The sequence below is a fragment of the Arthrobacter sp. EM1 genome (assembly GCF_029964055.1).
Lineage (GTDB): Bacteria > Actinomycetota > Actinomycetes > Actinomycetales > Micrococcaceae > Arthrobacter.
On the sequence record NZ_CP124836.1, the window covers coordinates 891,962 to 918,196 of the forward strand.

The window sequence follows — 26,235 nt, forward strand, 5'->3', positions numbered from 1 at the left end:
GTAGGGCCCGGGCGGTAGGTTTCGGGCTCGCACGCAGCCCCTTCAGGTGCGGGGAAGCCGTCCGGTTTTACACCGTCCCTGTAGTACACTTGGTGGAGCAGTTTGCTGTGCCCTCACGCTTGAACAAGGTACTTGTCCAAGCCGGCACGCCTCATTCAGGGGTGCGGGGAAGCAGCGCTGACTACGCGTATCCAGCCCGGCTTATTGGAAGCTTAAACCCTTCAGATGAGCTGGACTGCGCCTCTTTCGGTCCGGGCCAGTGGTTCGGAGAAGAAGCGCAGTGGATGCCAGGAGCACTGCCCGCCTGGGTGTTGCTAATCAACCGTCAACTAGTGGCAGGGTAAGAGATCCCATGGGCTCTCTCATGAATGACCTGCCGGAAGGAGCGCCGGCATGCCCGTCGTAACTATGCGCCAGCTGCTTGACAGCGGCGTCCACTTTGGACACCAGACCCGCCGTTGGAACCCGAAGATGAAGCGTTTCATCTTCACAGAGCGCAACGGCATCTACATCATTGACCTGCAGCAGTCGCTGTCCTACATCGACCGTGCCTTTGAGTTCGTGAAGGCCACCGTTGCACACGGCGGCACCGTTCTCTTCGTCGGCACCAAGAAGCAGGCGCAGGAATCCATCGCCGAGCAGGCCACCCGCGTGGGCCAGCCGTACGTGAACCAGCGTTGGCTTGGCGGTATGCTGACCAACTTCCAGACCGTCTCCAAGCGCATCCAGCGCATGAAGGAACTGGAAGAGATCGACTTCGACGACGTCGCCGGTTCCGCTTACACCAAGAAGGAACTGCTGCTCCTTCGCCGCGAACTCACCAAGCTGAACACCAACCTCGGTGGTATCCGCAACCTGACCAAGGCGCCCTCCGCGCTGTGGATCGTTGACACTAAGAAGGAACACCTTGCTGTCGACGAGGCCAAGAAGCTGAACATCCCGGTTGTTGCGATCCTGGACACCAACTGCGATCCCGACGAAGTCGACTTCCCGATCCCGGGTAACGACGACGCCATCCGCTCCGTGAACCTGCTGACCCGCGTTGTTGCCGACGCCGTTGCTGAAGGCCTCATCGCCCGCAACCAGCGCGCCACCGGCACCACGGAAGCTCCGGAAGAGCCGCTCGCCGAGTGGGAGCGCGAGCTCCTCGAAGGCAACAAGGCCGAAGCTGCTGCTGCTGAAGAGGCACCGGTTGCCGAAGCTGCTGCTGCTGAAGAGGCACCGGTTGCCGAAGCTGCTGCTGCTGAAGAGGCACCGGTTGCCGAAGCTGCTGCGGCCGACGAAGCCAAGTAGTCAGACAAATAAATTCGGATCTCCCCGCCCGCTCTCCGCAGCGCAGGGGAACTGACAGGATGGTGGCTCACCTGGTGAGCTGCCGTCCTGTCGGTCCGTACACCACCCATAATTTCTAGACAGAGGGGTTCACATGGCGAACTACACTGCCGCTGATATCAAGGCTCTGCGCGAGCGCACTGGCGCCGGCATGATGGATGTCAAGAAGGCTCTTGACGAGGCCAACGGCGATGCCGAGAAGGCAATCGAAATCATCCGCATCAAGGGCCTCAAGGGCGCTACCAAGCGCGAAGGCCGTTCCACCGCTGAGGGCTTGGTTGCTGCCAAGGTCGACGGCGGCGTCGGCGTAATGATTGAAGTCAACTGCGAGACCGACTTCGTCGCGAAGGCTGACAAGTTCATCCAGCTGGCCGATAAGGTTCTGGCCGTTGCAGTCGAGTCCGGCGCCGCCGACCTCGAGACCCTGCTGGCCACCGAAGTTGACGGCAAGCCGCTCTCCGAGGTTGTTATCGAAGAGGGCGCCGTGCTGGGCGAGAAGGTTGTTGTCCGCCGGATTTCCCGCGTTGAGGGTGCCACAGTCGACGCTTACCTGCACAAGACCTCCAAGGATCTCCCGGCCCAGGTCGGCGTCCTGTTCGCAGTTGACGGCGAAGGCGAGACGGCAGACACCGCAGCCCACGACGTCGCCGTTCACATCGCCGCGATGTCCCCGAACTACCTCTCCCGCGAGGATGTGCCGGCCGAGCTCGTTGAGTCGGAGCGGCGCATCGCCGAAGAGACGGCTAAGGCTGAAGGCAAGCCCGAGGCAGCAATGACCAAGATTGTGGAAGGCCGGGTTACCGGTTTCTACAAGGGCGAGGTCCTCCTTGACCAGTCGTTCGCCAAGGACGCCAAGAAGTCTGTTGCGCAGGTCCTCACCGAGGCCGGCGTCAAGGGCACCGCGTTCACGCGCTTCCGCGTCGGTTCCTAGCCAGACACCCGTCTGACCCTCGTCAGACACGCAAAAGGGGTGGCCACTGCGGTGGCCGCCCTTTTTGTATGCAGGCCCAGTGTTATGCACCCTGCACGCGCCCGGGTGACCCCGGGCGCATCCTGGCCCGGGGCGAGTCACGCCTTTGGCCCCGGGCACGATAACCTAGCTCAGAGCTCACCAACGGGAAGGCACCATGGAAACCGTCACCACTTCAGCCCAGCCAAAGAAGAGCAGGCGCCGCGTCCTGTTGAAGCTCTCCGGCGAGGTCTTCGGGGGCGGCAAGCTCGGCGTTGACCCGGATACCGTCCGCGGCGTGGCCAAGCAGATCGCCGCTGCAGTGCCGGACGTCGAGGTTGCCATCGTCGTCGGCGGCGGAAACTTTTTCCGCGGAGCCGAACTCTCGCAGAGCGGCATGGACAGGTCCCGGGCCGACTATATGGGCATGCTTGGCACGGTGATGAACTGCCTGGCCCTCCAGGACTTCCTGGAGCAGGCCGGCGTCGAGACCCGGGTCCAAAGCGCCATCACCATGGGCCAGGTCGCTGAGGCGTACATTCCGCGCCGTGCCATCCGCCACATGGAAAAGGGCCGTGTTGTCATCTTCGGCGCCGGTGCGGGCCTGCCGTACTTCTCCACCGACACAGTGGCCGCCCAGCGCGCCCTGGAGGTTCACGCCGACGTCGTCCTGATGGCCAAAAGCGGCGTCGACGGCGTCTACACGGCGGACCCGAAGAAAGACCCCACGGCCGAGAAGCTGCACCACCTCAGCTACGACGAAGCCCTCCGCCGGGACATCCGTGTGATGGACCAGACGGCCATGACCATGTGCAAGGATAACAACCTCACCATGGTGGTGTTCGGGATGGAAGGTGATGGCAACGTCACCCGCGCCATTCTGGGCGAGGACCTAGGCACCGTAGTCAGTCCCTAGCAGCGGCTAGGATGTTTCGAGGACAGTTCCGCCCCCGCAGTGCGGGAAAGCAGCCGGAACACAACAGCACCCCGCCAGTGGCGGGTGTACCAATTTCTGAGGAGAGATCGTGATCGAAGAAACCTTGCTCGAAGCCGGGGAAAAGATGGACAAGGCGATTGAGGTAGCCAAGGAAGACTTCGCCTCGATCCGCACTGGCCGCGCCAACCCGGGCCTCTACAACAAAGTCCTGGTGGACTACTACGGTTCGCCTACGCCGTTGCAGCAGCTGGCGTCCTTTGCCATCCCGGATGCCCGCACCATCCTGATCACGCCGTTCGACAAGAGCGCACTGCGCGAGATCGAGCGGGCCCTCAGCGACTCCGAGGTGGGCGCCAATCCCTCCAATGACGGCAGCGTCATCCGGATCACCATCCCCGATCTCACCCAGGAACGCCGCAAGGAATACGTCAAGATCGTCAAGACCAAGGGTGAGGATGCCAAGGTGTCCATCCGCAACATCCGCCGCAAAGCGAAGGAAACGCTGGACAAGCTCGTCAAGGATGGCGAAGCCGGCGAGGACGAGGGCAACCGCGGCGAAAAAGAACTCGACGCCATGACCAAGGCCCACGTCGACGGTATCGATGATCTGCTCAAGCGCAAGGAAGCCGAGCTGCTCGAGGTCTAATGACGCAGGAACAGGGGGAACCCGGAGCTGATATCCGGGTGCGGCGGAAGCAACGGACAAACCCGACGCCGAAAGCCGGCAGGAATCTACCCGCCGCGATTGTGGTGGGTCTTGGGATGCTCTTTTTTGTCCTGGGCGGGCTGCTGTTCCTGCCGCTGGGTTTTGTCCTGATCGTCACGGCCTTTGGCGTTTTCGGCGTCTGGGAAGTCTTTCGGGCGCTGGAAGCCTCGGGCACCAGAGTGCCGATCGTCCCGGTGATGATCGGCACCGCGGCGATGCCCGTATCCTCCTACTTTGGCGGCGTCGAGAGCCTCCTGTTCGCCATGATGCTCAGCAGCGTAGCGGTGCTGTTGTGGCGGTCCCTGGACGGTGCCGCCGGTTCCGCGCGCAGCATCTTCGCCGGAGTCTTCACCCTGGCCTGGATCCCGTTTATGATCAGCTTCGCCGTGTTGCCGCTGCATACCGTGGCGGGCGAAACGCCGGTGTGGCTCTGGCCGGACGGCCTCATTCCTCCCGGAGCCTGGCAGATTGCCACCCTGCTGTTGCTGGTGGTCGCGAATGACACTTTCGGCTACCTCGTCGGCGCTTCGATCGGCAAGCACCCGATGGCACCGAAAATCAGTCCCAAAAAAAGCTGGGAGGGCTTCGCCGGGTCCATCGCCGGTGCCACGCTTGTGGGGGTGCTCGCCGCCGTCTACGTACTGGACAAGCCCTGGTGGTTCGGTGCGGCGCTGGCTGCGGGCATGGTGGCCGCAGCAACAGCCGGGGACCTCTCCGAGTCCATGGTCAAACGCGAACTGGGGATCAAGGACATGAGCAGTATCCTGCCCGGGCACGGCGGGGTTATGGACCGGCTGGACTCGATCGTCTTCGCTTCCCCGGCGGCGTTTATCCTTTACTCACTCTTTGCCGGCGCGTGAGGCTGTCAATCTTCCACCCTCCGGCCCCTAGAATGGTGCCGGGCAAACCAGCCGAACGGCATTGAAGGAACAACAGTTACAGTGGACATTCAACGTCAGATTCCTGCGTCTTTTGACCGCGTGGAGCGGAACCAGTACGGCTACAATGCCAAGCAAGTGGACCAGTTTATGCAGCGCGCCCGGGTTTCCTTCGAATCCCCCCGGTCCGCCGGGCGGCCGGTCAAGAGCGCCGATGTCCGTGCCGTCTCCTTCGACCCCGTTAAGGCCGGCTATGCTGCAGCAGCCGTGGACGCGGCCCTGGACCGGCTTGAGGACGCCCTCGCCGTGCGGGAACGCGACGAGCTTGTCCTCGAACGCGGCGAGGACGCCTGGCTCCGCGAGATCGGCCGGCTCGCCGGAATGCTCCGTGGCCGGCTGCACCGCCCCGACGGCCAGCGCTTCCGGCGCCCCGCGAAGGTCAAAGCCCGCAGCTACAACACCAGCGACGTGGATGACCTGTGCCACTCGCTGATCGGCTACCTGGAAAAAGACAAGCCGCTGAGTGTGGACAATGTCCGCCGCGCTGTCTTCCGCCCCGCCGTTGGCAAGGATGGCTACGAGGAAAACCAGGTGGACGCTTTCCTGGACCGGGTCGTAGAGCTGATGGCCGCAATCGACTGAGCGTTGTCAGCGCTCCGTGACCAGCGGCCGCTCAGGGGTGTGCAGGCGCGTCATAAGCCGGGTGACGGTCCGCGGCACTCGGTTCCGGGTGGCCCGGGAAACCAGGATTATCACGGCAAACGCGGCCGGCACCGTCCAGGCCGCCGGCTGCGCCAGCCAATCGGGGGTACCCCGGGCGCCCAGCATGGACCCCGCCACCATCGCCCCGCCGCACAACACCGACCCTGCGGCCATACCGGCGATTGCCCCCGCGTCGGTCAGCCCGCGCCACCAAATGCCCAGCAGAAGCACCGGGCACAGTGTGGATGCGGTAAAGGCAAAAACCAGCCCTACGCTGCCGGCCAGGGCAAGGGAACCCGTCATCGATGCGATTCCCAGCGGGACCACTGCCGACAGCACTGCCGCCCGCCGGAAGCCTTTGACACTGCCGCCGAAGAGGTCCTGGCTGATCACGCCTGCGAGCGAAACCACCAGTCCGGACGTCGTGGACAGGAACGCGGCAAAGGCCCCGGCGACCACTAAGGCGGACAACAGATCACCGGCCATGCCGCCCACAAGCTCCCGGGGAAGCAGCAGCACCAGGGCATCGGCCTGGCCGCTCTGCGCCAACTCCGGCGCGAACATCCGGCCGATCAGCCCGTACGCCGTCGGGAAGAGATAGAAGACCGAGAGTAAACCCAGAACTATCAGGGTAGTGCGGCGGGCGGACTGCCCGTCGGGGTTGGTGTAAAAGCGCACCAGCACGTGGGGCAGCCCGAGGGTCCCGAACAGCAGCGCGACCAGCAGCGAGACGTTCTGGTATAGCCCCGCCGGCGCCGCGCCCGTCGGGTTCGCGGGTGCCGGGGCCACAGCCGGTGCCCCGGAGTCCGCCAGCACAAAAACGACAAAGAGGATGGGCACTGCAAGTGCCGTAAGTTTCAGCCAGTACTGGAACGCCTGGACAAAGGTAATGGACCGCATTCCACCGGACACCACTGTGACGCAGACGACGGCGACCACCGCCACCATCCCTACCCAAGAGGGCAGCCCGGTGGTGATTCGGATGGCCAGCGCCGCGCCGTGGAGTTGCGGAACGATGTACAGCCAGCCGACCACCACAACGACGACGCTCGTGACGCTGCGGACCACCCGGGAGTCGAGCCGCGCTTCGGTGAAATCGGGAATGGTGTACGCACCGGAGCGGCGAAGCGGGCCGGCGACAAAAAGGAGCAGCATCAGGTATCCGGCCGTGTACCCCACCGGGAACCACAGCGCGTCAGTGCCGGAGAGCAGGATGAGTCCGGCGACGCCGAGGAAGCTCGCCGCCGAAAGATATTCACCGCCGATCGCCGAGGCGTTCCACCAGGGCCGGACAGTACGGGAGGCAACATAAAAATCCCCGGTGGTGCGAGAGATCCGCAGCCCATAGAAGCCGATGGCGGCAGTGGCCAGCGAGACGGCGGCAAAGGCCGCTATGCCGACGACGGGGTTCACGGGCGCCTCACTTGTCTCCAACGAGATCCCGGTAGCGGGCCTCGTTCCTGGCCGCGGTCCGGACATACAGCCAGGCGCTGAGTCCGATGACCGGATAAATCCCGGCGCCGAGCAGCACCCAGTCGAAGGGCAGTCCCAGGATCGTTGAGTCAGCGAGGCCGGGGACCAGACCCAGCATCAGCGGGAATGCAACCAGGATCAGCAGGAAGCCTGCGGCCACCACCACCGCAAGCCGCAACTGCGAGCGGATCAGCGAACGGACAAAAACCTGCCCGGCATCGGATTCCTCCGCGGCGTCGCGCGAATCGGCGCCCGGCAGTGCAGCCGGCGGTAAGCCGGCGCCGGGTGTGGTGTTGCGGGGCGCTGTGACTCGGACCCGGGTCATGACTGGGGACGGATTCGGGTCGCCTCGAGTTTTTCCCGCACCGCGGGCAGATGCCGCCTGCTGATGGGCAGTTCGGCCCCCGCTACGGTGACACTCGGCCGGGCGGCCGCGAGCTTCATCTGGCTGACATGCTTGAGTGCGATGAGGTAGGAACGGTGGATGCGCAGGTACCCGGCTTCGGCCCATTGCTGTTCCAGGTCGGCCAGCGGTACCCGGATGAGGTAACTTGCGTCGGTGGTATGCAGCCTGGCGTAGTCTCCCTGGGCCTGGACATAGGTGACGTCTTCGCGGCGGATCATCTTGGTGGTGCCGCCGAGGTCAACGGTGATCATTTCCGGTCGCGGCGCGCCGTCCTTGAGCAACTCGCTGATCCTGCCTATCGACTTCGCCAGCCGCTCGGCCCGGACGGGTTTAAGCAGATAGTCGACGGCGGCCAACTCGAACGCTTCCAGCGCGCAGTCCTCGTCGGCCGTGACAAAAACGATCGCGGGAGGCTTGCTGCTGCGGGCGATGACGCGGGCGATATCCAGGCCGGAGACCGCGGGCATGTGGATGTCGAGGAAGACGGCGTCGACCTCCTCGGCCTCGAGGGCGCGCAGAGCCTGGGCACCGGAGGAAGCCCGGAAGATAGCGCCGATTCGGTCATCCCGGCCCAGCAGGAAGGCTAGTTCCTCAACGGCGGGCAACTCGTCGTCGGCGACGAGGACGTTAATCATGGCTCAAGACTACTGCCGACGGCATTTGGGTCCCGGTCAGGCGTCGTGGCGAGGCTGGGATTTAGGCACGCGCATCGTGATCAGGGTGCCTTCCCCGGGTGCCGTGTCGATGACCAGCCCGTAGTCGTCGCCGTAGACCTGCCGCAGCCGGGCGTCAACGTTGCGCAGCCCAACATGGTCTCCCTCGCCGTGCCCGGCGAGCATCGTCCGCAGCTGGTCCGGATCCATGCCCACGCCGTCGTCCTCGATGGTCACCTCGGCGAAGGCGCCGGAGTCGTGCGCCGTGATGGCGATGTGGCCGGGGCCCTCCTTGGCTTCGAGACCGTGCCGGACGGCGTTTTCCACCAGCGGCTGCAGGCTCAGGAAGGGGATGACGGTGCTGAGCACTTCGGGGGCGATCCGGAGGCTCACCTGGACGCGGTCGCCGAACCGGGCCCGCTCCAGCAGCAGGTAACGGTCGATGCAGCGCAGTTCCTCGGCGAGGGTGGTGAAGTCACCATGCCGGCGGAAGGAGTAGCGGGTGAAATCTGCAAACTCCACCACCAGTTCACGGGCCCGGACCGGGTCGGTATTGATGAACGATGCGATCGCGTTCAGCGAGTTGTAGATGAAGTGCGGGCTGATCTGGGCCCGGAGTGCCCGCACCTCTGCCTCCATCAGGAGCGTGCGGGACGCGTCGAGTTCGGCCAGCTCCACCTGCGCGGCCACCCAGTCGGCTACTTCGCTGGTGGCCCGTACCAGCCCTGCGCCGGCCGCCGGGGCAAAAGCGGCCACGACGCCCACTACCCGGGCCCCGGCCTTGATCGGGGCAATCACCGCGGCGCGTTCCACCTCCGGCCGGGTGCTCACGGAGCCCTTGTTTTGTGCCAGTTCCTGCAGTTCACCCGCCGGGATCACCGCGGTGTGGCCGCCGGCGAGCACCCCGGACGCCAGCTCCATCAGCAGCGGCTCAAGCTCCTCGCCGGCACCGTCCCACGCGAGCACGCCGGCAGCGTCGGTGATCGCCAGCGCGTCACAGCCCAGCAGGTTGCGCAGCTGCCGGCTCGCCTTCGCGGCACCGGCAGGGTTAAGCCCCGTGCGAAGGTGCTGGCCGGCGCGCGACGCCGTATGCAGCGTCTTGTAGGTGGCCCGCTCCGCGTCGGTGCCAAGCTCCCGGAAGGAGCGGAGCACCTTTAAACCGACGGCGACGACGACGGCGATCGCCGCCGCGATCACTGCGATGGCGGCGGTGATGAACAGCGGAGAGTCGGGCATGCGCCCAGCGTATCGCGGCGCAGGACGGGCAGGGGCAGGTGAGGCTCCCGACGGTCCTGCCGGCACCGCTGAGCGCAGCATTCCGACCGTTGAGCGACGCACGGTACTGCGGTTCTGGCATGTTAGGCACGTCACGGGAGACAGTGATTGCAGTCACATTGGCCGGCGGGCTGTTCGGAGCAGGCCAGGGCAGCCGGTGTGGACTCAAATCTCTCAATGAGGAGGAACGATGGGTCACGAAGCCCAAAATACGGACGCCGCGGCGGCCGTGGACTTCAAGGAAGTCCAGTCGACCGAGCGGTTCCAGGAACTGCGCAAACGTCACCGCAGCTTTGTCTTTCCGATGGCCATTGCTTTCCTGCTCTGGTACTTCGCCTACGTCCTGCTGGCCGACTACGCGGCAGGGTTTATGTCCATCAAGCTGTGGGGCAACATCAACGTTGGCCTGGTCATGGGGCTGGCGCAGTTCGTGACCACCTTCGCTATCACCGGCTGGTACGTCAGTTACTCAAACCGCCGGCTCGACCCGATCGCCGCAGAAATCCGCCACGAAATCGAAGGCCACGAATTCGATAAAAACGGCAACCAGATCACCGGGGTAACAAAATGACGCTTATGGTTCCCGCAGTCAACGTTGCGGATCTCAAGGACACCACCCTGCTCAACATGGGCATCTTCGCGGTGTTTGTGGCGATCACCATGGTGATCGTGATCAAGGCCAGCCGCAACAACAAAACGGCCGCAGACTACTACGCGGCCGGCCGGTCCTTCACCGGCCCGCAGAACGGCACCGCCATCGCCGGCGACTACCTCTCGGCGGCTTCCTTCCTGGGCATCACCGGGGCCATTGCCATCAACGGCTATGACGGTTTTATGTACTCCATCGGTTTCCTCGTCGCGTGGCTCGTCGCACTGCTGCTCGTCGCTGAGCTGCTGCGCAACACCGGTAAGTTCACCATGGCCGATGTGCTCTCCTTCCGGCTCAAGCAGCGCCCGGTGCGGATTGCGGCAGCCATCTCCACACTCGCCGTCTGCTTCTTCTACCTGCTCGCACAAATGGCCGGAGCGGGCAGCCTGATTTCCCTGCTGCTGGGCATCAGCGACTGGGGCGGACAGGCCCTGGTGATCATCGTCGTCGGCGCCCTGATGATCATGTACGTACTGATCGGCGGTATGAAGGGCACCACCTGGGTCCAGATCATCAAGGCCATGCTCCTGATCGCGGGAGCCGCCGTGATGACCTTCTGGGTCCTCGCCATCTACGGTTTCAACCTCTCCGACCTGCTCGGTGGAGCAGTGGAAACCTCGGGCAACCCGAACATGCTCAACCCGGGCCTGCAGTACGGCAAGTCCGAGACCTCCAAACTCGACTTTATGTCCCTGGGCCTGGCCCTGGTGCTTGGTACCGCGGCCCTGCCCCACGTGCTGATGCGTTTCTACACGGTTCCCACCGCCAAGGAAGCCCGCAAGTCAGTGGTCTGGTCCATCGGGCTGATCGGCGTGTTCTACCTGTTCACCCTCGTCCTGGGCTACGGCGCCGCTGCGCTCGTGGGCGCCGACACGATCAAGTCCGCCCCCGGCGGCGTCAACTCGGCAGCACCGCTGCTGGCATTCCACCTGGGTGGACCGCTGCTGCTCGGCTTTATCTCCGCGGTGGCCTTCGCCACCATCCTGGCCGTCGTCGCCGGGCTGACAATCACCGCGGCGGCATCGTTCGCGCACGATATCTACGCCAGCGTCATTGCCAAGGGCAAAGCCGACGCCGACACCGAAGTCAAGGTCGCCCGCCGCACCGTGGTGGTCATCGGCCTGCTGGCCATCGCCGGCGGCATTTTCGCCAACGGCCAGAATGTCGCATTCCTTGTGGCCCTCGCCTTCGCGGTGGCTGCCTCGGCCAACTTGCCCACCATCGTGTACTCGCTGTTCTGGCGCAAGTTCACCACCCAAGGCGCCATCTGGAGCATGTACGGCGGCCTGGGCTCGGCGATCATCCTGATCGCGCTGTCCCCGGTGGTCTCGGGTGCCAAGACGTCCATGATCCCGGGCGCCAACTTCGCGATCTTCCCGCTCAGCAACCCAGGCATCATCTCCATCCCGCTCGCGTTTATCCTGGGCTGGCTCGGTTCGGTGCTGGACAAGAATCTGGAAGACAGCACCAAGCAGGCCGAAATGGAAGTCCGCTCCCTCACCGGGGTGGGCGCCGAAAAGGCCACCGACCACTAGTCATCAACAGCCGGCGGAACGTCGCCGGCCGGCAAGGCCAAGAGCCCCCGTGCCATCAGCACGGGGGCTCTTCCTGTGTGATCGTGCCAAGCCGGCGGCGTTCCGGGCGGGAACCCGGCGTCGGAAACGTCAGCCGTCGGCTGAGCCGCGTTCCAGCAGCGGCTGGATCCGGAACGGGATCATCTCGCTCATGGCCAGCGCGGTGTCCGTCCGGTCCACACCGCCGCAAGCCAGGATCTTTCCGTTGATCCGGAACAGATCCTCGGCATCGAGGGCCACGACGCGCAGCAGCAGGTCGGCCGATCCGGTGAGGCCGAAGCCCTCCAGGATCTCCGGGATGTCAGCCAATTCCACCGCCAGCTGGCCGAGCTTCTGCTGCTGTACGTGCACCGAAATGAAAGCCATCAGGGGGTAGCCCAGCGAGGCCGGATTGATTCGGCGCTCAAAGGAGAGGAATACGTGTTTTTTCTCCAGCTGGGCCATCCGGGCCTGCACGGTATTCCGTGAGAGACCCAGCTTCTGTGCCAGCGCAACCACGGTCCTGCGGGGGTCCCGCGCCAGGGCAGAAAGCAGGCGGGTGTCGGTGCCATCCAGGGGGTGCATAGTGCGCAAGATTAGCACGGTCCGCTGCGGTCCGGCAGTGCAGAATGCTCAATTAACGTGCAGCCGGTTGTACCCAATGAGAGTTGTGAGTAGGGTCACAACTATCCGGGGCAACGGCGCCCGGGCGGCTGGCACAGACCGGGATCACGAGTCCCGAAAGTCCCGGTCAGACGACGTCAGAAGGTGCGGAAAACTGTGTTTACCGACGACGCGGGCAAGGGCGGCATTTCCGCCGGTGGCCCCGGAAACAGTGCAGAATCAAACAGGCGCTCGGGCGGGGACCTCCTCCAGCTCATCACCCCCGGGGGTGAACGCGTCAGCCATCCCGAGTTCGACCCCTGGGTCCAGGACGTCAGTGACGACCAGCTCGGGTCGCTCTACGAGGACATGGTGGTTATCCGCCGGATCGACACCGAGGCAACCGCCCTGCAGCGCCAGGGCGAGCTGGCCCTGTGGCCCCCGCTACTGGGCCAGGAAGCGTCCCAGATCGGCTCTGCCCGTGCCCTCCGCGACGACGACTTCGTCTTCCCCAGCTATCGCGACAACGGCGTCGCCTATTGCCGGGGCGTCAACCCGGAGGACATTGTCAAGGCCTGGCGGGGCAACGCGCTAGCGGGCTGGGACCCCTACACAGTCAACGTCGCAACCCAGCAGATCATCATCGGCGCCCAGACCCTGCACGCCACCGGCTACGCGATGGGAATCCAGAACGACGGCGCCGATTCAGTCGCCGTGGCGTACTTCGGTGACGGTGCCACGAGCGAGGGTGACGTCAACGAGGCCCTGGTGTTTGCCGCCAGCTTCCAGTCCCCGGTGGTCTTCTTCTGCCAGAACAACCACTGGGCCATTTCCGAGCCCGTCCGGCTGCAGTCCCACATCCAGATCGCGGACCGTGCTGCAGGGTTCGGCATCCCCAGCATGCGGGTAGACGGCAACGACGTCCTGGCCGTGATGGCGGCAACCCGGATCGCCACCGACCGGGCGCGCCGCGGCGGCGGTCCCACCTTCATCGAGGCCGTCACCTACCGGATGGGTCCGCACACCACGGCCGATGACCCCACCAAGTACCGGGACGCCAACGAACTCGAGGACTGGGCCGCGAAGGACCCGATCGCCCGGTTGAAGTCACTGCTTGACCGCAAGGGACTGCTCACCGCGGAACGTGAAACCGCCGTCGCCGCCAAGGCGGATGCGGTGGCCAAAGCGCTGCGGTCCGGCACCATCAACATGCCGGAGCCGGCGCCGATGGATATTTTCAAACACGTCTACAGCACCCCGCATTCCCCGCTGGACCGCCAGCAGGACCACTATTCCCGTTACCTGGCTTCCTTCGGCGATCCCGCAGAGGCCGCTTCTGAAGAAGGTGCACGCTGATGACGCAGATGACCTTTGCCCGAGCCATCAATTCGGGCCTGCGCAAGTCCCTCGAGAATGATCCGAAGGTGATCCTCATGGGCGAGGACATCGGCGCCCTAGGCGGTGTCTTCCGCGTCACCGACGGGCTGCAGAAGGATTTCGGCACGCACCGCGTTGTGGACACCCCGCTGGCCGAGTCCGGCATTATGGGCACAGCCGTAGGCCTGGCCTACCGCGGGTACCGCCCGGTGGTGGAAATCCAGTTCGACGGTTTTATCTACCCGGCGTTCGACCAGATCGTCAGCCAGGTCGCCAAGATGCACTACCGCACCCAGGGGGCGGTGAAGATGCCCATTACCATCCGGGTGCCCTTCGGCGGCGGCATCGGGTCCCCGGAACACCATTCCGAATCACCCGAGGCCTATTTCACGCACACCTCGGGCCTGCGTGTGATCTCCGTTTCCAACCCGCAGGATGCCTACACGATGATCCAGCAGGCCATCGCCTCGGATGATCCGGTGTTGTACTTCGAGCCCAAGCGGCGTTACCACGACAAGGGCGAGGTGGACGAAAACCTGGAGCCCGCTGCCGCGTTGCCGATGGAGAAGGCCCGGGTGGTCACCGTGGGCACGGACGTTACCCTCGTGGCCTACGGCCCGCTGGTCAAGACTGCCAAAGACGCCGCCCTCGCCGCGGCGGACGAGGGTATTTCGATCGAGGTCATCGACCTGCGCTCACTGGCCCCGCTGGACTTCGCAACCCTGGAGGCCTCGGTCCGGAAGACCGGCCGGCTCGTTATCACCCACGAAGCGTCCCAGACCGGCGGAATCGGCGCCGAAGTCGCCGCGGGCATCACCGAACGCTGTTTCTACCATCTCGAGGCCGCCCCGGTCCGGGTAACAGGCTTCGACGTCCCCTACCCGTCCTCAAAGCTTGAAATGCACCATCTCCCGGGACTGGACCGCATCCTGGACGGCGTCGACCGTGCCCTGGGCCGCCACAACTCCCTGAGCGGACTGGAAGGATGAGCGCCACCATGATCAAGGAATTCAGGCTCCCGGACCTCGGTGAAGGTCTGACCGAATCGGAAATCGTCGCGTGGAGAGTCGCGGTGGGGGATACCGTCGCGCTCAACCAGATCATCGCGGAAGTGGAAACTGCCAAGGCCGTCGTCGAGCTCCCCTCGCCGTTCGCCGGCGTTATCACCGTGCTGCACGAACAGCCCGGCACCGTCGTCGAGGTGGGCAAAGCGATCGTTTCCTTCGAAGTGGAGGCCGACGCCGGCGAGGCAGCCGCCGACGGGGCGGCCGCACCTGCCGCGCGCGAACCGAATCTCGTCGGTTACGGCGCCGTCCTGGAAGCCTCGGGCCGGCCGGCGCGCCGCGCCCGCAACTTCGCCGCCCCGGCTGCCTCAGCCGCCGTCCAGCACGCCCGGTCCGCCCCGGTCCTCGAACCGGTCCCGGCCGCGCCGGTGCTGCCGGTGGACCAACCCGTCGAGACGCGGCCTGCCGCTTCGGACTCCGCCGAACGCCCACGGTCCACACCGCCGGTGCGCAAGCTGGCCAGGGATCTCGGCGTTGATCTCGCTGCGGTCACCGGCACCGGGGAGTTTGGGCTGATCACCCGCGATGACGTCCGCAACTTCGCCGGCGGCGGGGACTTGCCGGTGGCGGGCCGTGGCCTGGCCGGGATGTCCGAGCAGGACGTGGTCCCGGGCCGGGGTGAGCGGGAAACCCGGACGCCGATCAAGGGCGTGCGCAAGTTCACTGCCGCCGCGATGGTCTCCAGCGTGTTCACCGCGCCGCACGTCACGGAGTTCCTGACCATCGACGTCACCCCGACCATGGAACTGCTGGCGAAGCTCAAGGCCAGCCGGGCGTTTGCCGGCTACAAACTCACTCCGCTGACCCTGGTGTCCAAGGCCGTGCTCATCGCACTGAAGAACCACCCGACGCTCAACACCCGCTGGGACGAAGCGAACCAGGAGATCGTCCAGTACAACTACGTGAACCTGGGCATCGCGGCAGCTACCCCGCGCGGACTGACAGTGCCCAACATCAAGGATGCCGACCGAATGTCCCTGCTGGAGCTTTCCGCCGCGTTGACGGAGCTGACGGACACGGCGCGGTCCGGCAAAACGAGTCCGGCCAACCTGTCCGGGGGGACGATGTCCATCACGAATATTGGTGTCTTTGGCATCGACTCCGGTACTCCCATCCTGAACCCGGGAGAGGCAGCAATTCTCGCGCTGGGTGCGGTGCGGAAGATGCCCTGGGAGTACCGGGACGACGTCGCGCTGCGCCAAGTGATGACACTGAGTCTCTCTTTCGACCACCGGTTGGTCGACGGCGAGCAGGGTTCGCGTTTCCTGCAGGATCTCGGGATTATACTCACGGATCCGGCGATGGTACTGGCGATGGTCTAGCGCTGGTCCGGGGACGGAGCCGGGTCGCAGGGGCCGCCCAGGAAACGCAGCAGCTGGCGCGGAACCGGGGCCGAATTTTCGCGGGAAAGCGGCCGAGCGCCGTCGGGGCCTTGCGGATCGGTTGACAGGTGCTGCTGAACGCCGTCGATCCGGCTGACCAGGTCCCGGATAGCGTCCAGATGGGAGCCGAAGATAAATGGCCATGGACCGTCCGGAGCGCCCAGGATCAGTTCGGGGAGCGGGGTGTCGTCCGGCATGCCCCACGCGCTGGCCAATACCCGGGCGGCAATGTCCCGGGCCAGCCCGGCCGTTCTGAGTTCCAGCAACAGCGCGCTGCGCTCCGGTGTTCCACCCGGCGGCAGGGAATCCGCCTGGTGCAGGGCAGCGAGCACAGCAGCCAGATGCCGGCGTTCTTCCCACAGTGCGGCCGACAATTCGTTGGCAGCACCGTCGGCATGCCGCAGCGGAGCAGCCGGCGGTATCCGCCCGGGCACGCCGGCTGCCGACTGTTCCGCGTCCCCGGGGGACATCCGGTGCAGGTGCCCGGCCGTGAAGCGCTCACCAGGTTCCATAAGGATCAGCCTTTCAGGTAGTCGGGGGGCGGGCCGGGCAGGCAGTGTTGGCGGGGAGCAGCCCCGGATCCGGTCACTACCCGGAACCGGAAGCGAAACTGCGGGCGGCGGTGAGCACCCGCACGGCGGTGTCGTCGCGTTCGCTGTCGCGCAGCAGCCGTGCGGGCGACGAATCGCCCAGTAGCGGGTTCATCGCGTCGAACCAGGCCTGAATTACCTCCGGGCTGCACGACTCAGTCAGGGAACGGGCAATCTGGTACGTGTCCCGCAGCCGTTTCACAGTGGGTGCCGAGGGGGACCGCTCGTGGGCTATCCACTGACGCACGGCGCGGGTTTCCTTGACTGCGCCGATCTGGGCCACAAGGCGCAACCCAATCAAGTCAGAGAGCGCCTGCACCAGCGCAGGAACCTCCATGCTTACCGCTTCCCGGTAGGCTTTCTGCGCGCCGTCGGGTGTCCCCGGCGTGGTCATCGCCGCCCGCCACGGACGCTGTTGTCGGCCGGGCTGCGGCGCGTTCGTGGCTGGCTGCACAGGTGAATTACCAGGCTTTCCAGCGGCTTCGAATTCTGGACTGCACCCATTATTCAGCGACTCCTGTTGGTGGGCTGAGCTTCCGATGCTTGGAAATTTACGCCCGGGGAGCCGCTCCGGCCCGAGTGGCCGCTACCCGATTCCTGCCGTCGAGTGCACGGATGGTGCGCATCCGGTACGTATAAATCGGAGAACCACTACTTGTTAAACAGCAATAATCACTTGCTAAGTCAAAGGGTTAGGCACCACAAATCACTTTCGGAATGCACCTGGAATCACTGCACTCTGAACCGTTAAAACGCATTGTGAATCACATGCAATCGCTGTGCGGAAGGCCCACCCTGGGCGCCGGATCCGCACGTACCTGGGCGCGGGCGACGGTGCCGCGCTAACCCTGATCCGTAACCGACCCGGCCGCCGGCGCCAGGAGCGCCGCGAGCGCCATGCTTTCCAGCAACGGACGGGCCCGTTTTGCGGCCATCGGGCGTCCGTGGCCCCGGACCGAGTGGGGGGTGGAGTTGATCAGTCCGAAGGTGGCGTGGGCGCGCAGGCGCAATTCTGCCGATTCCGTGCCGGCATGCAGCGCGGCGAGAACTTCCACCCACAATTCCACGTAGCTGCGCTGGAGCATACGGACCTCCGACTGGTCCGCGGTGGCCAGGTTGCTGAAATCCTGGTCCTGGACCCGGATGACGTCGGGGCGGCTCAGGGCGAAGTCAACGTGGAAAGCCACCAGTCGCTCCAGCGCGGTCGCGGCGTCCGCGGATGATGCCACGACGCTGCGGCCGCCGGACAGCAGGTCCTGGCTGACGCTCAACAAAAGCGCGCCGAGGACGGCCTGCTTGCCGGCGAAGTGCCGGTAGACTGCCGGACCACTGACGCCCGCCGCAGCCCCGAGATCCTCGAGCGACACACGGTGGTAGCCCTCTGCAGCGAACAGCGCAGCGGCTGCGGTCAGTAGGGCCTGGCGCCGGAATTGCTTCGCCTGGCTGCGCTGGCTGGTCTGGCTGCGCTGGCTGGTCTGGCTGGGGCCGGTCACCGGCACATCCCCTCATTTTCACTGATGCCTGTGTTGGACATCACAGTTAATAGAGACTAACCTAAATCTCAGTTACACGTCACTAACCGAATGGCCGGAATTCGCCGGCGATCATCGGCCGCCCCCAGCACGCGGGCCAGGAACGGAAGCAGTCAATGGAGACAATCGCCAGTCAGGTGGACGCCGCGGGTGCTGCCTTCGCCGCGAACCGCGAGGCCCAGTTGGTGCTGGCCCGGGAGCTGAAGGAACGCCTCGCTGCCGCCGCGCTGGGCGGGCCGGAAAAGTCGCGGGAGCGGCACGTGGCGCGCGGCAAGCTGCTCCCGCGCGAACGGATCGATCGGCTGCTCGATGATGGGAGCCCGTTCCTGGAGATCGCACCGCTGGCTGCCGAGGGCATGTACAACGGCGATTCTCCCGGCGCCGGCGTGATTGCCGGGATCGGGCTGGTCCATGGCCGCCAGGTCCTGGTGATTTCCAACGACGCCACGGTCAAGGGTGGGACGTACTACCCGTTGACGGTGAAAAAGCACCTCCGGGCGCAGGAAATCGCCATGGAGAACCGGCTGCCGTGTATATACCTTGTGGATTCGGGCGGGGCGTTCCTGCCCAAGCAGGACGAGGTTTTCCCGGACAAGGAGCACTTTGGCCGCATCTTTTTCAACCAGGCCAGGATGTCTGCGGCCAGGATCCCGCAGATCGCCTCGGTGATGGGCTCGTGCACAGCGGGCGGGGCGTATGTTCCCGCGATGAGTGATGAGACAGTGATTGTCCGTAACCAGGGCACCATTTTCCTGGGCGGCCCGCCCTTGGTGAAGGCCGCGATCGGCGAGATCGTCACGGCCGAGGAACTCGGCGGCGGGGAGGTGCATTCGAAGATCTCCGGTGTGACGGACCACCTGGCCGAAAACGATGAGCATGCGCTGCAGATCGTCCGGGACATCGTCTCCACCCTGCCGAAGCCGGCGGAGCCCGTCTGGGACGTGGATACCGCCGTCGAGCCGGTAGCGGACCCGGCGGAGTTGTATGGCGCCGTCCCCACGGATGTGAATGCCCAGTACGACGTCCGCGAAGTCATTGCGCGGCTGGTGGACGCCAGCCGCTTCCACGAATTCAAAAAGAACTATGGCACCACCTTGGTGACCGGTTTCGCGAGGCTGCACGGCCATCCGGTGGGGATCGTGGCGAATAATGGTGTGCTGTTCAGTGAGTCATCACTTAAAGGCGCGCACTTCATCGAACTCTGCGACCAGCGCGGCATCCCGTTGGTCTTCCTGCAGAATCTCTCCGGTTTTATGGTCGGCAAGGACTACGAGCAGGGCGGCATCGCCAAGAACGGTGCCAAGATGGTCACCGCCGTCGCCACCGCCCGGGTGCCCAAACTGACCGTGGTGATCGGCGGGTCCTTCGGCGCCGGAAACTATTCGATGTGCGGCCGGGCCTACTCGCCGCGCTTCCTGTGGATGTGGCCGGCGTCCCGGATCTCCGTGATGGGCGGCAACCAGGCCTCCGGTGTGCTCGCCACGGTCAAGCGGGACCAGTTCGAGGCCCGCGGCGAAGAGTGGTCGGCCGCGGACGAGGAAGCGTTCAAAGCGCCGATTAAGGCCCAGTACGAGGACCAGGGCAGCCCGTACTATTCCACCGCCCGCCTTTGGGACGACGGCGTGATCGACCCCGCGGACACCCGCACCGTCCTGGGACTGGCGCTCGACGTCGTCTCCCGCACCCCGCTGCCGGAGACCTCCTTCGGCCTGTTCCGGATGTGAGCCAACAGTGACTACGACTCCTGCAACACCCGCTAAGCCGCTCTTTGGCACCGTGCTGGTCGCCAACCGCGGCGAGATTGCCTGCCGTGTGATCCGGACCCTGCGCGCCCTGGGCATCCGTTCGGTGGCGGTCTATTCCGACGCCGACGCCGGTGCACGGCACGTGCGGGAAGCCGACGTCGCCGTCCGGATCGGCCCGGCGGCCGCCGCCGAGAGCTACCTGAAGATCGGCGCCATCGTCCAGGCCTGCCGCGACACCGGCGCCGAGGCCGTGCACCCCGGCTACGGTTTCCTGAGCGAGAACGTCGACTTCGCCCGCGCCCTGGAAACAGCCGGGATCACGTTCATTGGCCCCGGCGTCGAATCCCTCAACGTCATGGGTGACAAGATCCGCTCCAAGAACCACGTCACCGGCTACGGCGTCCCCGTGGTCCCGGGCATCGCCGAACCCGGGATGAGCGACGCTCGGCTCATCGAGGCAGCCGACGGCGTCGGCTACCCGCTGCTGATCAAGCCTTCCGCCGGCGGCGGGGGCAAGGGCATGCACATCGTTGAAGGGCCCGGGGAACTGGAAGCCACCCTGGCCACGGCCCGCCGGGTCGCGGCGAGCGCCTTCGGCGACGACACCCTCTTCCTGGAACGGCTCGTCACCACCCCGCGGCACATCGAGATGCAGGTTCTGGCGGACAACCACGGCAACGTCATCCACCTGGGCGAGCGCGAGTGCTCGCTGCAGCGCCGGCACCAGAAAGTCATTGAGGAGGCACCGTCCCCGCTGCTGGAGTCCCTGCTCAACGGCGCGGAAATCCGGGCCCGGATCGGCGAGGCCGCCTGCCAGGCCGCGCGGAGCGTCAACTACTCCGGCGCCGGCACCGTGGAATTCCTCGTCTCGGACAGCGCCCCGGACGAATTCTTTTTTATGGAGATGAACACCCGCCTGCAGGTCGAGCACCCGGTCACCGAGATGGTCACCGGAATCGACTTGGTCGAATGGCAGGTCCGGATCGCCGCCGGCGAGGAACTCACCATCCGGCAGGACGACGTCGTCCTCACCGGGCACTCGGTGGAGGCCCGGGTGTACGCCGAGGTGCCGGAGAAGAACTTCCTGCCGTCCACCGGCCGGGTCGTGCTGCTGGACGAACTGCCGGACGCCGCGGCGGGCCGCGTCCGCGTTGACTCCGCTTTGCTGGAAGGCCTGGAGATCTCCTCGAGCTATGACCCGATGATCTCCAAGGTCATTGCGTGGGGGGAGGACCGCACCTTGGCCCTGGACACCCTGGATGAGGCGCTCGCCGGGTACACCGCCCTGGGCATCGACACCAACGTCGAGTACCTGCGCCTGCTGATCAACGACGCCGACGTCCGCGCCGGCCGGCTCGACACCGGCCTGATCGAACGGAAGATGCCCGAGTTCAGCTTCCGGCATGCGGGCGACTTCGAGCTGGCCGCTGCCGCCGTCTTCGCCGCGGCGATGCGGGAGCACGATGCGCAGGACGCGGGGAAGGGCCCGTGGGATCGCGCCGGCGGGTGGAGGCTCGGCGCCCGCGCCCCCCGCCGGATCAGCCTGGGCACACCCGACGGCGGTATCGCCACGGTGGAGGTGTTCGGCTCGGTAGGGCAGGGGACGGGGACGGTGAGTGTCAATGGCGGCCCGCAGCGTACGGCGTCGTTGGGTTTCGGCCGGCGCAACCAGGCGGAGGCCACCCTCGGTGGCGAATCCCGGCGGTTCTCACTCGCACAGGCGTCCACGGGTCCCTACCGCCCGGGGCCGGACAGCCCGGCGCCCACGGAGATATTCCTCGGCAACGACGGCTGGTCCTGCCGCCTCGAGGTGCTCAGCCGCGAGGCCCGGCTGGCCCGGGTGCTCGCCGCCGTCGACCGCGAGGAAGGCGCCGCCGACCCCGCGGTGCGCTCGCCGATGCCCGGCACAGTGGTGTCCGTCTCGGTCGAAAACGGCGACGCCGTGACAGCCGGCCAGGTGCTGCTCGCGGTGGAGGCCATGAAGATGGAACACCAGCTCGTCGCGCCCTTGGCTGGCACCGTGCACATCAGCGCTACCTCGGGCGACCTCGTCAGGGCAGACCAGGTCCTCGCGACCATCCACCCGCACGCCCCGGTTCCGCCGGAGGACGCCGCCGAGGACACGGTCGAGGAAGCCGTCATTCCCATGGGCGCCGCAGACTAGCGCCGCACACCTCCAGCACCATTCCCCAGCAAACAGCCCCACAGACCCGACGAAGGAGTCACCATGCCAGATTTTGAACTCAGCGAGGAATACCAGGACCTCAGCGACACCGTCCGCGAATTCGCCGACCAGGTGGTGGCCCCGGTCTCCGCCAAGCACGACGAGGAACACAGCTTCCCCTACGAAGTCGTCGACCAGATGGCGGACATGGGCCTGTTCGGCCTGCCCTTCCCGGAGGAGTTCGGCGGTATGGGCGGGGACTACTTCGCCCTCGCCCTGGCCCTTGAACAGCTCGGCCGGGTGGACCAGTCCGTTGCCATCACCCTGGAAGCGGGCGTCTCGCTCGGCGCCATGCCAATCCACCGCTTTGGCAACGAGGCGCAGAAGCAGGAATGGCTGCCGCTGCTGGCCTCCGGCAAAGCCCTCGCCGGCTTCGGCCTGACCGAACCGGAAGCCGGCTCCGACGCCGGCGGCACCAAGACCACCGCCCGGCTCGAGGGCGTCGGAGACGCAAAAAATTGGGTCATCAACGGCAACAAGGAGTTCATCACCAACTCCGGTACCGACATCACCCGCCTTGTCACCGTCACCGCGGTGACCGGCCAGCAGGAACGCCCGGACGGGAGTATCAAAAAGGAAATCTCCACCATTCTGGTGCCCGCCAACACCCCCGGCTTCACGGCGGAGAAGGCCTATAACAAGGTCGGCTGGAACGCCTCGGACACACACCCGCTGACCCTGGACAACGTCCATGTGCCGGAAGAAAACCTGCTCGGCACCCGGGGCCGGGGCTACGCGAACTTCCTCTCCATCCTGGACGAGGGCAGGATCGCGATCGCGGCGCTGGCCGTCGGCGCGGCCCAGGGCTGCGTGGACCAGTCGGTGAAATACGCCAAGGAACGCAGCGCTTTCGGGCAGAACATCGGCAAGTACCAGGCCATCGCGTTCAAGATCGCCCGGATGGAAGCCCGGGCACACACCGCACGCCTGGCCTACTACGACGCGGCCGCCAGGATGCTCGCCGGCAAGCCGTTCAAGACGCAGGCGGCCATCGCTAAGATGGTCGCAGGCGAGGCAGCCATGGACAACGCGCGGGACGCCACCCAGGTGTTCGGCGGCTACGGCTTCATCAACGAATTCACCGTGGCACGCCACTACCGCGACTCCAAGATCCTTGAAGTCGGTGAGGGCACCACCGAAGTCCAGTTGATGCTGATCGCCCGCGAACTGGGGCTCTGACCGGCCGCCGGCCGCAACTGTCGAGGGAAGGGTCACCGATGATCAATAAAGTTGTTGCCAGCGCGGCCGAGGCCGTCGCGGACATCCCTAACGGAGCCTCGCTCGCCGTCGGCGGATTCGGGCTGTGCGGGATCCCGGTGGCCCTGATCGAGGCCCTGCACCGGGGCGGCGCCACGAATCTGGAGACCGTCAGCAACAACTGCGGGGTCGACGACTGGGGACTCGGGATCCTGCTCAAGGAAGGCCGGATCCGCCGCACCATCAGCTCCTACGTGGGGGAGAACAAGGAATTCGCCCGGCAGTACCTTGCCGGTGAACTCGAGGTGGTCCTCACCCCACAAGGCACACTCGCCGAGAAGCTGCGTGCCGGCGGTGCCGGTATTCCCGCGTTCTACACCCCGGCCGGCGTCGGCACCCAGGTCTCCGAGGGCGGCCTGCCGCAAAAGTACGACGCCGACGGGAACGTCGCGATCGCCTCCGCGGCAAAGGAGGTGCGCAACTTCAACGGCGCCGACTTCGTGCTGGAGGAGTCGCTGACCCCCGACTTCGGCCTCGTGCACGCCTGGAAGGGCGACCGGCACGGAAACCTCGTGTTCCACGCCACGGCGATGAACTTCAACCCGCTGTGTGCCATGGCAGCGAAAATCACCATCGCCGAGGTCGAGGAACTGGTGGAGCCGGGGGAGCTGGATCCGGAACACGTCCACGTCCCGGGCATCTTTGTCCAGCGCGTAGTGCTGGCGCCCGGCGTCGAGAAGCGGATCGAGAAGCGGACCGTCGCGGTGCCGGCCTCCGGCCCCGTGTCCGGCAGCACCGACCAGGCAGGAGCATGACTGTGAAGACGAACAATGCGCAGGGGGAGCCGCCGCGTCCGGAGGCGGTCCGGCACGAATACCGGCGCTCCGCCGTCGTACATCCCGCCGGTGTGAGCCCTGACACGAAGGGCTGGACCCGCCACGAACTCGCCGCCCGGGTGGCGCAGGAGCTGCACAACGGCCAGTACGTCAACCTCGGCATCGGGATGCCCACGCTGATCCCCAACTACATTCCGGCCGGCGTTGAGGTGGTGCTGCACTCGGAGAACGGAATCCTCGGCGTCGGGCCCTACCCGGGGGAGGGCCAGGTCGATCCGGACCTGATCAACGCCGGCAAGGAAACCGTCACGGTCAACAAGGGCGCCGCCTTCTTCGATTCAGCCGCCTCCTTCGGCATGATCCGGGGCGGGCACGTGGATGTGGCCGTGCTCGGCGCCATGGAGGTCGCCCAGAACGGGGACCTGGCCAACTGGATGATCCCCGGCAAAATGGTCAAGGGCATGGGCGGCGCCATGGACCTCGTCTTCGGCGCCAAGAAGGTGATCGTGATGATGGAGCACGTGGACCGCAACGGCAGGCCCAAAATCGTGGAACACTGCACACTGCCCCTGACCGGAAAGGGCTGCGTGGACCGCATCATCACCGACCTCGCCGTGATCGACGTCGTGACCGAGGGCGGGAAGTCCCGGCTGGTGCTCCGCGAACTTGCCCCCAATGTGTCCGTGGAAGACGTGGCCGCGGCCACCGGCGCCGAACTCTTCGAGGAAGACCAGGAACTGACGGTATGAGGACTGAACCATTGCGGGCGCGTGAGCCCCGGATCGTCGAACAGCGCGGCCTCTATTTCGACGAGCTCGAGGAGGACGTGGTCTACGCGCACCGGCCCGGCCGGACCGTCACCGAGACGGACAACGTCCTCTTCACCACCATGACCATGAACACCCAGGCGCTGCACCTCGATGCCGCCTGGAGCGCGGACCAGCCGTTTGGCCAGCGCCTGATGAACTCGATGTTCACCCTGGCCACCGTCGTGGGGCAGTCAGTGCCGCAGCTGACCCAGGGCACGATCATCGCCCAGCTGGGGATGACTGACGTGTCCTTCCCGCACCCGATGTACCACGGCGATACCCTCTACACCGAGACTGTGGTGACCGGGAAACGGTTATCCTCCTCCCGCCCGGGGCAAGGGATTGTGACCCTGAAGCACACCGGCCGGAACCAGGACGGCGACGTTGTTGCGCTCGCCACCCGCAGCTGCCTGATGTGGGTGCGCGAAGCACATGCAGAGGCGCAGAATGCGCGCAAGAGCGGAGAATAGACAGATGAGCTTCCTGATGGGTCCTGCCCTGCTGTTTTGCCCTGCCGACCGCCCCGAGCGCTACCAGAAGGCTGCCGAGCGCTCCGACGCCGTCATCGTGGACCTGGAGGACGCGGTGGCCCCGGCGGATAAACAGCGTGCCCGCGGCGCCATCCTTGCCCAGCTCGGGGCCACCGGGGACGTCCCCGAGCTCGATCCGAGCCGGACGATCATCCGGATCAACCCGGCCGGCACCGCAGAGTTCGAAAAAGACCTGCACTGCCTCAAGCACACTCCGTACCGGCACGTGATGCTCGCCAAGGCTGAAAGCGCCGGGCAGCTCAAGGAGCTCGAGGGGTACAGTGTCATTGCCCTCTGTGAGACGGCACTGGGGATCGTCAACGCCGCCGCCATCGCCGCGGAACCCAATGTGGTGGGCCTGATGTGGGGTGCAGAGGACCTGCTCGCCTCGCTCGGCGGCACCTCCAGCCGGACCGACGACGGCGCCTACCGCGCGGTGGCGCTGCACGCCCGCTCCACGGTGCTGCTGGCCGCCCGGGCGTTCGGCAAGGAAGCGGTTGACTCGGTGTACGTCAACATTCCCGATCTTGAAGGGCTCGCCGCCGAATCCCGTGACGGCGTCGCCTCGGGCTTTGGGTCCAAGGCCTGCATCCATCCGCACCAGGTCGCGGTGGTCCGCGACGCCTATGCGCCCTCTGAATCCGAGGTCGCGGCGGCCAGGGAACTCCTCGAAGCGGCTGCCTCGGCTGGCTCCGGGGTGTTCCAGTTCAACGGCAAGATGGTCGACGGCCCCATCCTTAAGCACGCCGAGTCAACGCTCCGCCGCGCCGGGCACTAGTTTCCGGGCTTGCGGCTCCTGCGCCGGGCCACCGAAGATTCCCAACGTCGGCCCT

At 65.7% G+C, this 26,235-nt stretch carries 26 protein-coding genes; 18 read left to right on the top strand and 8 right to left on the bottom strand.

What is annotated here, in order from left to right; genetic code table 11:
- Positions 1–393 precede the first annotated feature (393 nt).
- From rpsB to QI450_RS03945, 6 genes are all read left to right on the top strand, one after another.
- Complete coding sequence (gene rpsB, locus QI450_RS03920) at positions 394–1,293, top strand: 30S ribosomal protein S2 (RefSeq protein WP_226774263.1); 900 nt, start codon at positions 394–396, stop codon at positions 1,291–1,293.
- Between the two features lie 133 nt (positions 1,294–1,426).
- The gene (gene tsf, locus QI450_RS03925) at positions 1,427–2,263 is read left to right on the top strand and encodes a translation elongation factor Ts (RefSeq protein WP_226774262.1); all 837 of its coding nucleotides are present in this window, start codon (positions 1,427–1,429) and stop codon (positions 2,261–2,263) included.
- A 196-nt stretch (positions 2,264–2,459) separates the two neighbouring features.
- Complete coding sequence (gene pyrH, locus QI450_RS03930) at positions 2,460–3,197, top strand: UMP kinase (RefSeq protein ID WP_226774261.1); 738 nt, start codon at positions 2,460–2,462, stop codon at positions 3,195–3,197.
- A gap of 109 nt (positions 3,198–3,306) precedes the next feature.
- Positions 3,307–3,864, top strand: coding sequence for a ribosome recycling factor (frr, locus tag QI450_RS03935; RefSeq protein ID WP_226774260.1), 558 nt, complete (start codon positions 3,307–3,309; stop codon positions 3,862–3,864).
- Positions 3,864–4,784 carry a phosphatidate cytidylyltransferase gene (locus QI450_RS03940; RefSeq protein WP_226774259.1) on the top strand — a complete coding sequence of 307 codons (921 nt, stop codon included), beginning with the start codon at positions 3,864–3,866 and terminating at the stop codon, positions 4,782–4,784. Before frr ends, QI450_RS03940 begins: the two co-directional genes overlap by 1 nt.
- Positions 4,785–4,865: 81 nt before the next feature.
- Positions 4,866–5,444 (top strand): DivIVA domain-containing protein, encoded by a 579-nt coding sequence (locus tag QI450_RS03945; protein WP_226774258.1) that lies wholly within the window; start codon positions 4,866–4,868, stop codon positions 5,442–5,444.
- A 6-nt stretch (positions 5,445–5,450) separates the two neighbouring features.
- Here the strand turns inward: QI450_RS03945 and QI450_RS03950 are convergent, their stop codons facing one another.
- From QI450_RS03950 to QI450_RS03965, 4 genes are read right to left on the bottom strand one after another with little or no spacing between them, the layout of a single operon-like run.
- Entirely contained in the window at positions 5,451–6,917 is a 1,467-nt protein-coding gene (locus QI450_RS03950; RefSeq protein ID WP_226774257.1) for a cation acetate symporter, read from the bottom strand.
- A gap of 7 nt (positions 6,918–6,924) precedes the next feature.
- Positions 6,925–7,302, bottom strand: coding sequence for a hypothetical protein (locus QI450_RS03955; protein ID WP_226774256.1), 378 nt, complete (start codon positions 7,300–7,302; stop codon positions 6,925–6,927).
- On the bottom strand, positions 7,299–8,018 hold the full coding sequence (locus tag QI450_RS03960) for a LytTR family DNA-binding domain-containing protein (RefSeq protein WP_226774255.1): 720 nt from the start codon (positions 8,016–8,018) through the stop codon (positions 7,299–7,301). Before QI450_RS03960 ends, QI450_RS03955 begins: the two co-directional genes overlap by 4 nt.
- 36 nt (positions 8,019–8,054) lie before the next feature.
- A complete protein-coding gene (locus QI450_RS03965; protein WP_226774254.1) occupies positions 8,055–9,272 on the bottom strand; it encodes a histidine kinase in 1,218 nt (405 codons plus the stop codon).
- Positions 9,273–9,501: 229 nt separating this feature from the next.
- Here QI450_RS03965 and QI450_RS03970 point away from each other — a divergent pair, with 229 nt between their 5' ends.
- Together QI450_RS03970 and QI450_RS03975 are read left to right on the top strand one after the other, a co-directional pair.
- A complete protein-coding gene (locus tag QI450_RS03970; protein WP_226774253.1) occupies positions 9,502–9,882 on the top strand; it encodes a DUF485 domain-containing protein in 381 nt (126 codons plus the stop codon).
- Positions 9,879–11,495, top strand: coding sequence for a cation acetate symporter (locus tag QI450_RS03975; RefSeq protein ID WP_226774252.1), 1,617 nt, complete (start codon positions 9,879–9,881; stop codon positions 11,493–11,495). Before QI450_RS03970 ends, QI450_RS03975 begins: the two co-directional genes overlap by 4 nt.
- Before the next feature lie 129 nt (positions 11,496–11,624).
- Here QI450_RS03975 and QI450_RS03980 read toward each other — a convergent pair whose 3' ends face one another.
- Positions 11,625–12,098: an Lrp/AsnC family transcriptional regulator gene (locus QI450_RS03980; protein ID WP_226774251.1), complete on the bottom strand. Its 474-nt coding sequence runs from the start codon at positions 12,096–12,098 to the stop codon at positions 11,625–11,627.
- A gap of 195 nt (positions 12,099–12,293) precedes the next feature.
- Here QI450_RS03980 and pdhA point away from each other — a divergent pair, with 195 nt between their 5' ends.
- Genes pdhA through QI450_RS03995 form a run of 3 tightly spaced genes read left to right on the top strand, consistent with a single transcriptional unit; the run spans position 12,294 to position 15,879 of the window.
- Positions 12,294–13,472 carry a pyruvate dehydrogenase (acetyl-transferring) E1 component subunit alpha gene (gene pdhA / locus QI450_RS03985; RefSeq protein WP_226774250.1) on the top strand — a complete coding sequence of 393 codons (1,179 nt, stop codon included), beginning with the start codon at positions 12,294–12,296 and terminating at the stop codon, positions 13,470–13,472.
- Positions 13,472–14,482, top strand: a complete 1,011-nt coding sequence (locus QI450_RS03990) for an alpha-ketoacid dehydrogenase subunit beta (protein WP_226774249.1) — start codon at positions 13,472–13,474, stop codon at positions 14,480–14,482. The genes pdhA and QI450_RS03990 overlap by 1 nt, the downstream gene beginning before the upstream one ends.
- Entirely contained in the window at positions 14,479–15,879 is a 1,401-nt protein-coding gene (locus QI450_RS03995; protein ID WP_226774248.1) for a dihydrolipoamide acetyltransferase family protein, read from the top strand. The genes QI450_RS03990 and QI450_RS03995 overlap by 4 nt, the downstream gene beginning before the upstream one ends.
- On the opposite strand, the gene QI450_RS04000 is transcribed toward QI450_RS03995, so the two are convergent.
- From QI450_RS04000 to QI450_RS04010, 3 genes are all read right to left on the bottom strand, one after another.
- On the bottom strand, positions 15,876–16,451 hold the full coding sequence (locus tag QI450_RS04000) for a hypothetical protein (RefSeq protein ID WP_226774247.1): 576 nt from the start codon (positions 16,449–16,451) through the stop codon (positions 15,876–15,878). The two genes, QI450_RS03995 and QI450_RS04000, sit on opposite strands and share 4 nt — an antisense overlap.
- A 76-nt stretch (positions 16,452–16,527) precedes the next feature.
- Positions 16,528–16,923 (bottom strand): hypothetical protein, encoded by a 396-nt coding sequence (locus QI450_RS04005; protein ID WP_226774246.1) that lies wholly within the window; start codon positions 16,921–16,923, stop codon positions 16,528–16,530.
- A 448-nt stretch (positions 16,924–17,371) separates the two neighbouring features.
- A complete protein-coding gene (locus tag QI450_RS04010; protein WP_226774245.1) occupies positions 17,372–18,022 on the bottom strand; it encodes a TetR/AcrR family transcriptional regulator in 651 nt (216 codons plus the stop codon).
- Positions 18,023–18,177: 155 nt separating this feature from the next.
- On the opposite strand from QI450_RS04010, the gene QI450_RS04015 reads away from it, so the two are divergent.
- From QI450_RS04015 to QI450_RS04045, 7 genes are all read left to right on the top strand, one after another.
- Positions 18,178–19,785, top strand: a complete 1,608-nt coding sequence (locus QI450_RS04015; protein WP_226774244.1) for a carboxyl transferase domain-containing protein — start codon at positions 18,178–18,180, stop codon at positions 19,783–19,785.
- 7 nt (positions 19,786–19,792) lie between these two features.
- Positions 19,793–21,970: a biotin carboxylase N-terminal domain-containing protein gene (locus tag QI450_RS04020; RefSeq protein ID WP_226774243.1), complete on the top strand. Its 2,178-nt coding sequence runs from the start codon at positions 19,793–19,795 to the stop codon at positions 21,968–21,970.
- Between the two features lie 63 nt (positions 21,971–22,033).
- Entirely contained in the window at positions 22,034–23,209 is a 1,176-nt protein-coding gene (locus tag QI450_RS04025) for an acyl-CoA dehydrogenase family protein (RefSeq protein WP_226774242.1), read from the top strand.
- 38 nt (positions 23,210–23,247) lie between these two features.
- Positions 23,248–24,042 carry a CoA transferase subunit A gene (locus tag QI450_RS04030; RefSeq protein ID WP_226774241.1) on the top strand — a complete coding sequence of 265 codons (795 nt, stop codon included), beginning with the start codon at positions 23,248–23,250 and terminating at the stop codon, positions 24,040–24,042.
- Positions 24,039–24,812 carry a CoA transferase subunit B gene (locus QI450_RS04035; protein ID WP_226774240.1) on the top strand — a complete coding sequence of 258 codons (774 nt, stop codon included), beginning with the start codon at positions 24,039–24,041 and terminating at the stop codon, positions 24,810–24,812. Before QI450_RS04030 ends, QI450_RS04035 begins: the two co-directional genes overlap by 4 nt.
- Complete coding sequence (locus QI450_RS04040; RefSeq protein ID WP_226774239.1) at positions 24,809–25,342, top strand: MaoC family dehydratase; 534 nt, start codon at positions 24,809–24,811, stop codon at positions 25,340–25,342. Before QI450_RS04035 ends, QI450_RS04040 begins: the two co-directional genes overlap by 4 nt.
- A gap of 4 nt (positions 25,343–25,346) precedes the next feature.
- Positions 25,347–26,180 carry a CoA ester lyase gene (locus QI450_RS04045; RefSeq protein WP_226774238.1) on the top strand — a complete coding sequence of 278 codons (834 nt, stop codon included), beginning with the start codon at positions 25,347–25,349 and terminating at the stop codon, positions 26,178–26,180.
- The last annotated feature ends 55 nt before the right edge of the window (positions 26,181–26,235 follow it).

Bases quoted from the DNA above. Each gene is read 5' to 3' on its own strand.
- QI450_RS04035 (WP_226774240.1), top strand. From the start codon at position 24,039: ATGACTGTGAAGACGAACAATGCGCAGGGGGAGCCGCCGCGTCCGGAG.
- QI450_RS04025 (WP_226774242.1), top strand. From the start codon at position 22,034: ATGCCAGATTTTGAACTCAGCGAGGAATACCAGGACCTCAGCGACACC.
- QI450_RS04040 (WP_226774239.1), top strand. From the start codon at position 24,809: ATGAGGACTGAACCATTGCGGGCGCGTGAGCCCCGGATCGTCGAACAG.
- QI450_RS03960 (WP_226774255.1), bottom strand. From the start codon at position 8,018: ATGATTAACGTCCTCGTCGCCGACGACGAGTTGCCCGCCGTTGAGGAA.
- QI450_RS04030 (WP_226774241.1), top strand. From the start codon at position 23,248: ATGATCAATAAAGTTGTTGCCAGCGCGGCCGAGGCCGTCGCGGACATC.
- QI450_RS03970 (WP_226774253.1), top strand. From the start codon at position 9,502: ATGGGTCACGAAGCCCAAAATACGGACGCCGCGGCGGCCGTGGACTTC.
- tsf (WP_226774262.1), top strand. From the start codon at position 1,427: ATGGCGAACTACACTGCCGCTGATATCAAGGCTCTGCGCGAGCGCACT.
- QI450_RS03955 (WP_226774256.1), bottom strand. From the start codon at position 7,302: ATGACCCGGGTCCGAGTCACAGCGCCCCGCAACACCACACCCGGCGCC.
- QI450_RS04015 (WP_226774244.1), top strand. From the start codon at position 18,178: ATGGAGACAATCGCCAGTCAGGTGGACGCCGCGGGTGCTGCCTTCGCC.
- QI450_RS04000 (WP_226774247.1), bottom strand. From the start codon at position 16,451: ATGGAACCTGGTGAGCGCTTCACGGCCGGGCACCTGCACCGGATGTCC.
- QI450_RS03980 (WP_226774251.1), bottom strand. From the start codon at position 12,098: ATGCACCCCCTGGATGGCACCGACACCCGCCTGCTTTCTGCCCTGGCG.
- QI450_RS03995 (WP_226774248.1), top strand. From the start codon at position 14,479: ATGAGCGCCACCATGATCAAGGAATTCAGGCTCCCGGACCTCGGTGAA.
- QI450_RS03965 (WP_226774254.1), bottom strand. From the start codon at position 9,272: ATGCCCGACTCTCCGCTGTTCATCACCGCCGCCATCGCAGTGATCGCG.
- QI450_RS04005 (WP_226774246.1), bottom strand. From the start codon at position 16,923: ATGACCACGCCGGGGACACCCGACGGCGCGCAGAAAGCCTACCGGGAA.
- QI450_RS03990 (WP_226774249.1), top strand. From the start codon at position 13,472: ATGACGCAGATGACCTTTGCCCGAGCCATCAATTCGGGCCTGCGCAAG.
- pyrH (WP_226774261.1), top strand. From the start codon at position 2,460: ATGGAAACCGTCACCACTTCAGCCCAGCCAAAGAAGAGCAGGCGCCGC.
- QI450_RS04045 (WP_226774238.1), top strand. From the start codon at position 25,347: ATGAGCTTCCTGATGGGTCCTGCCCTGCTGTTTTGCCCTGCCGACCGC.
- QI450_RS03975 (WP_226774252.1), top strand. From the start codon at position 9,879: ATGACGCTTATGGTTCCCGCAGTCAACGTTGCGGATCTCAAGGACACC.
- rpsB (WP_226774263.1), top strand. From the start codon at position 394: ATGCCCGTCGTAACTATGCGCCAGCTGCTTGACAGCGGCGTCCACTTT.
- QI450_RS03940 (WP_226774259.1), top strand. From the start codon at position 3,864: ATGACGCAGGAACAGGGGGAACCCGGAGCTGATATCCGGGTGCGGCGG.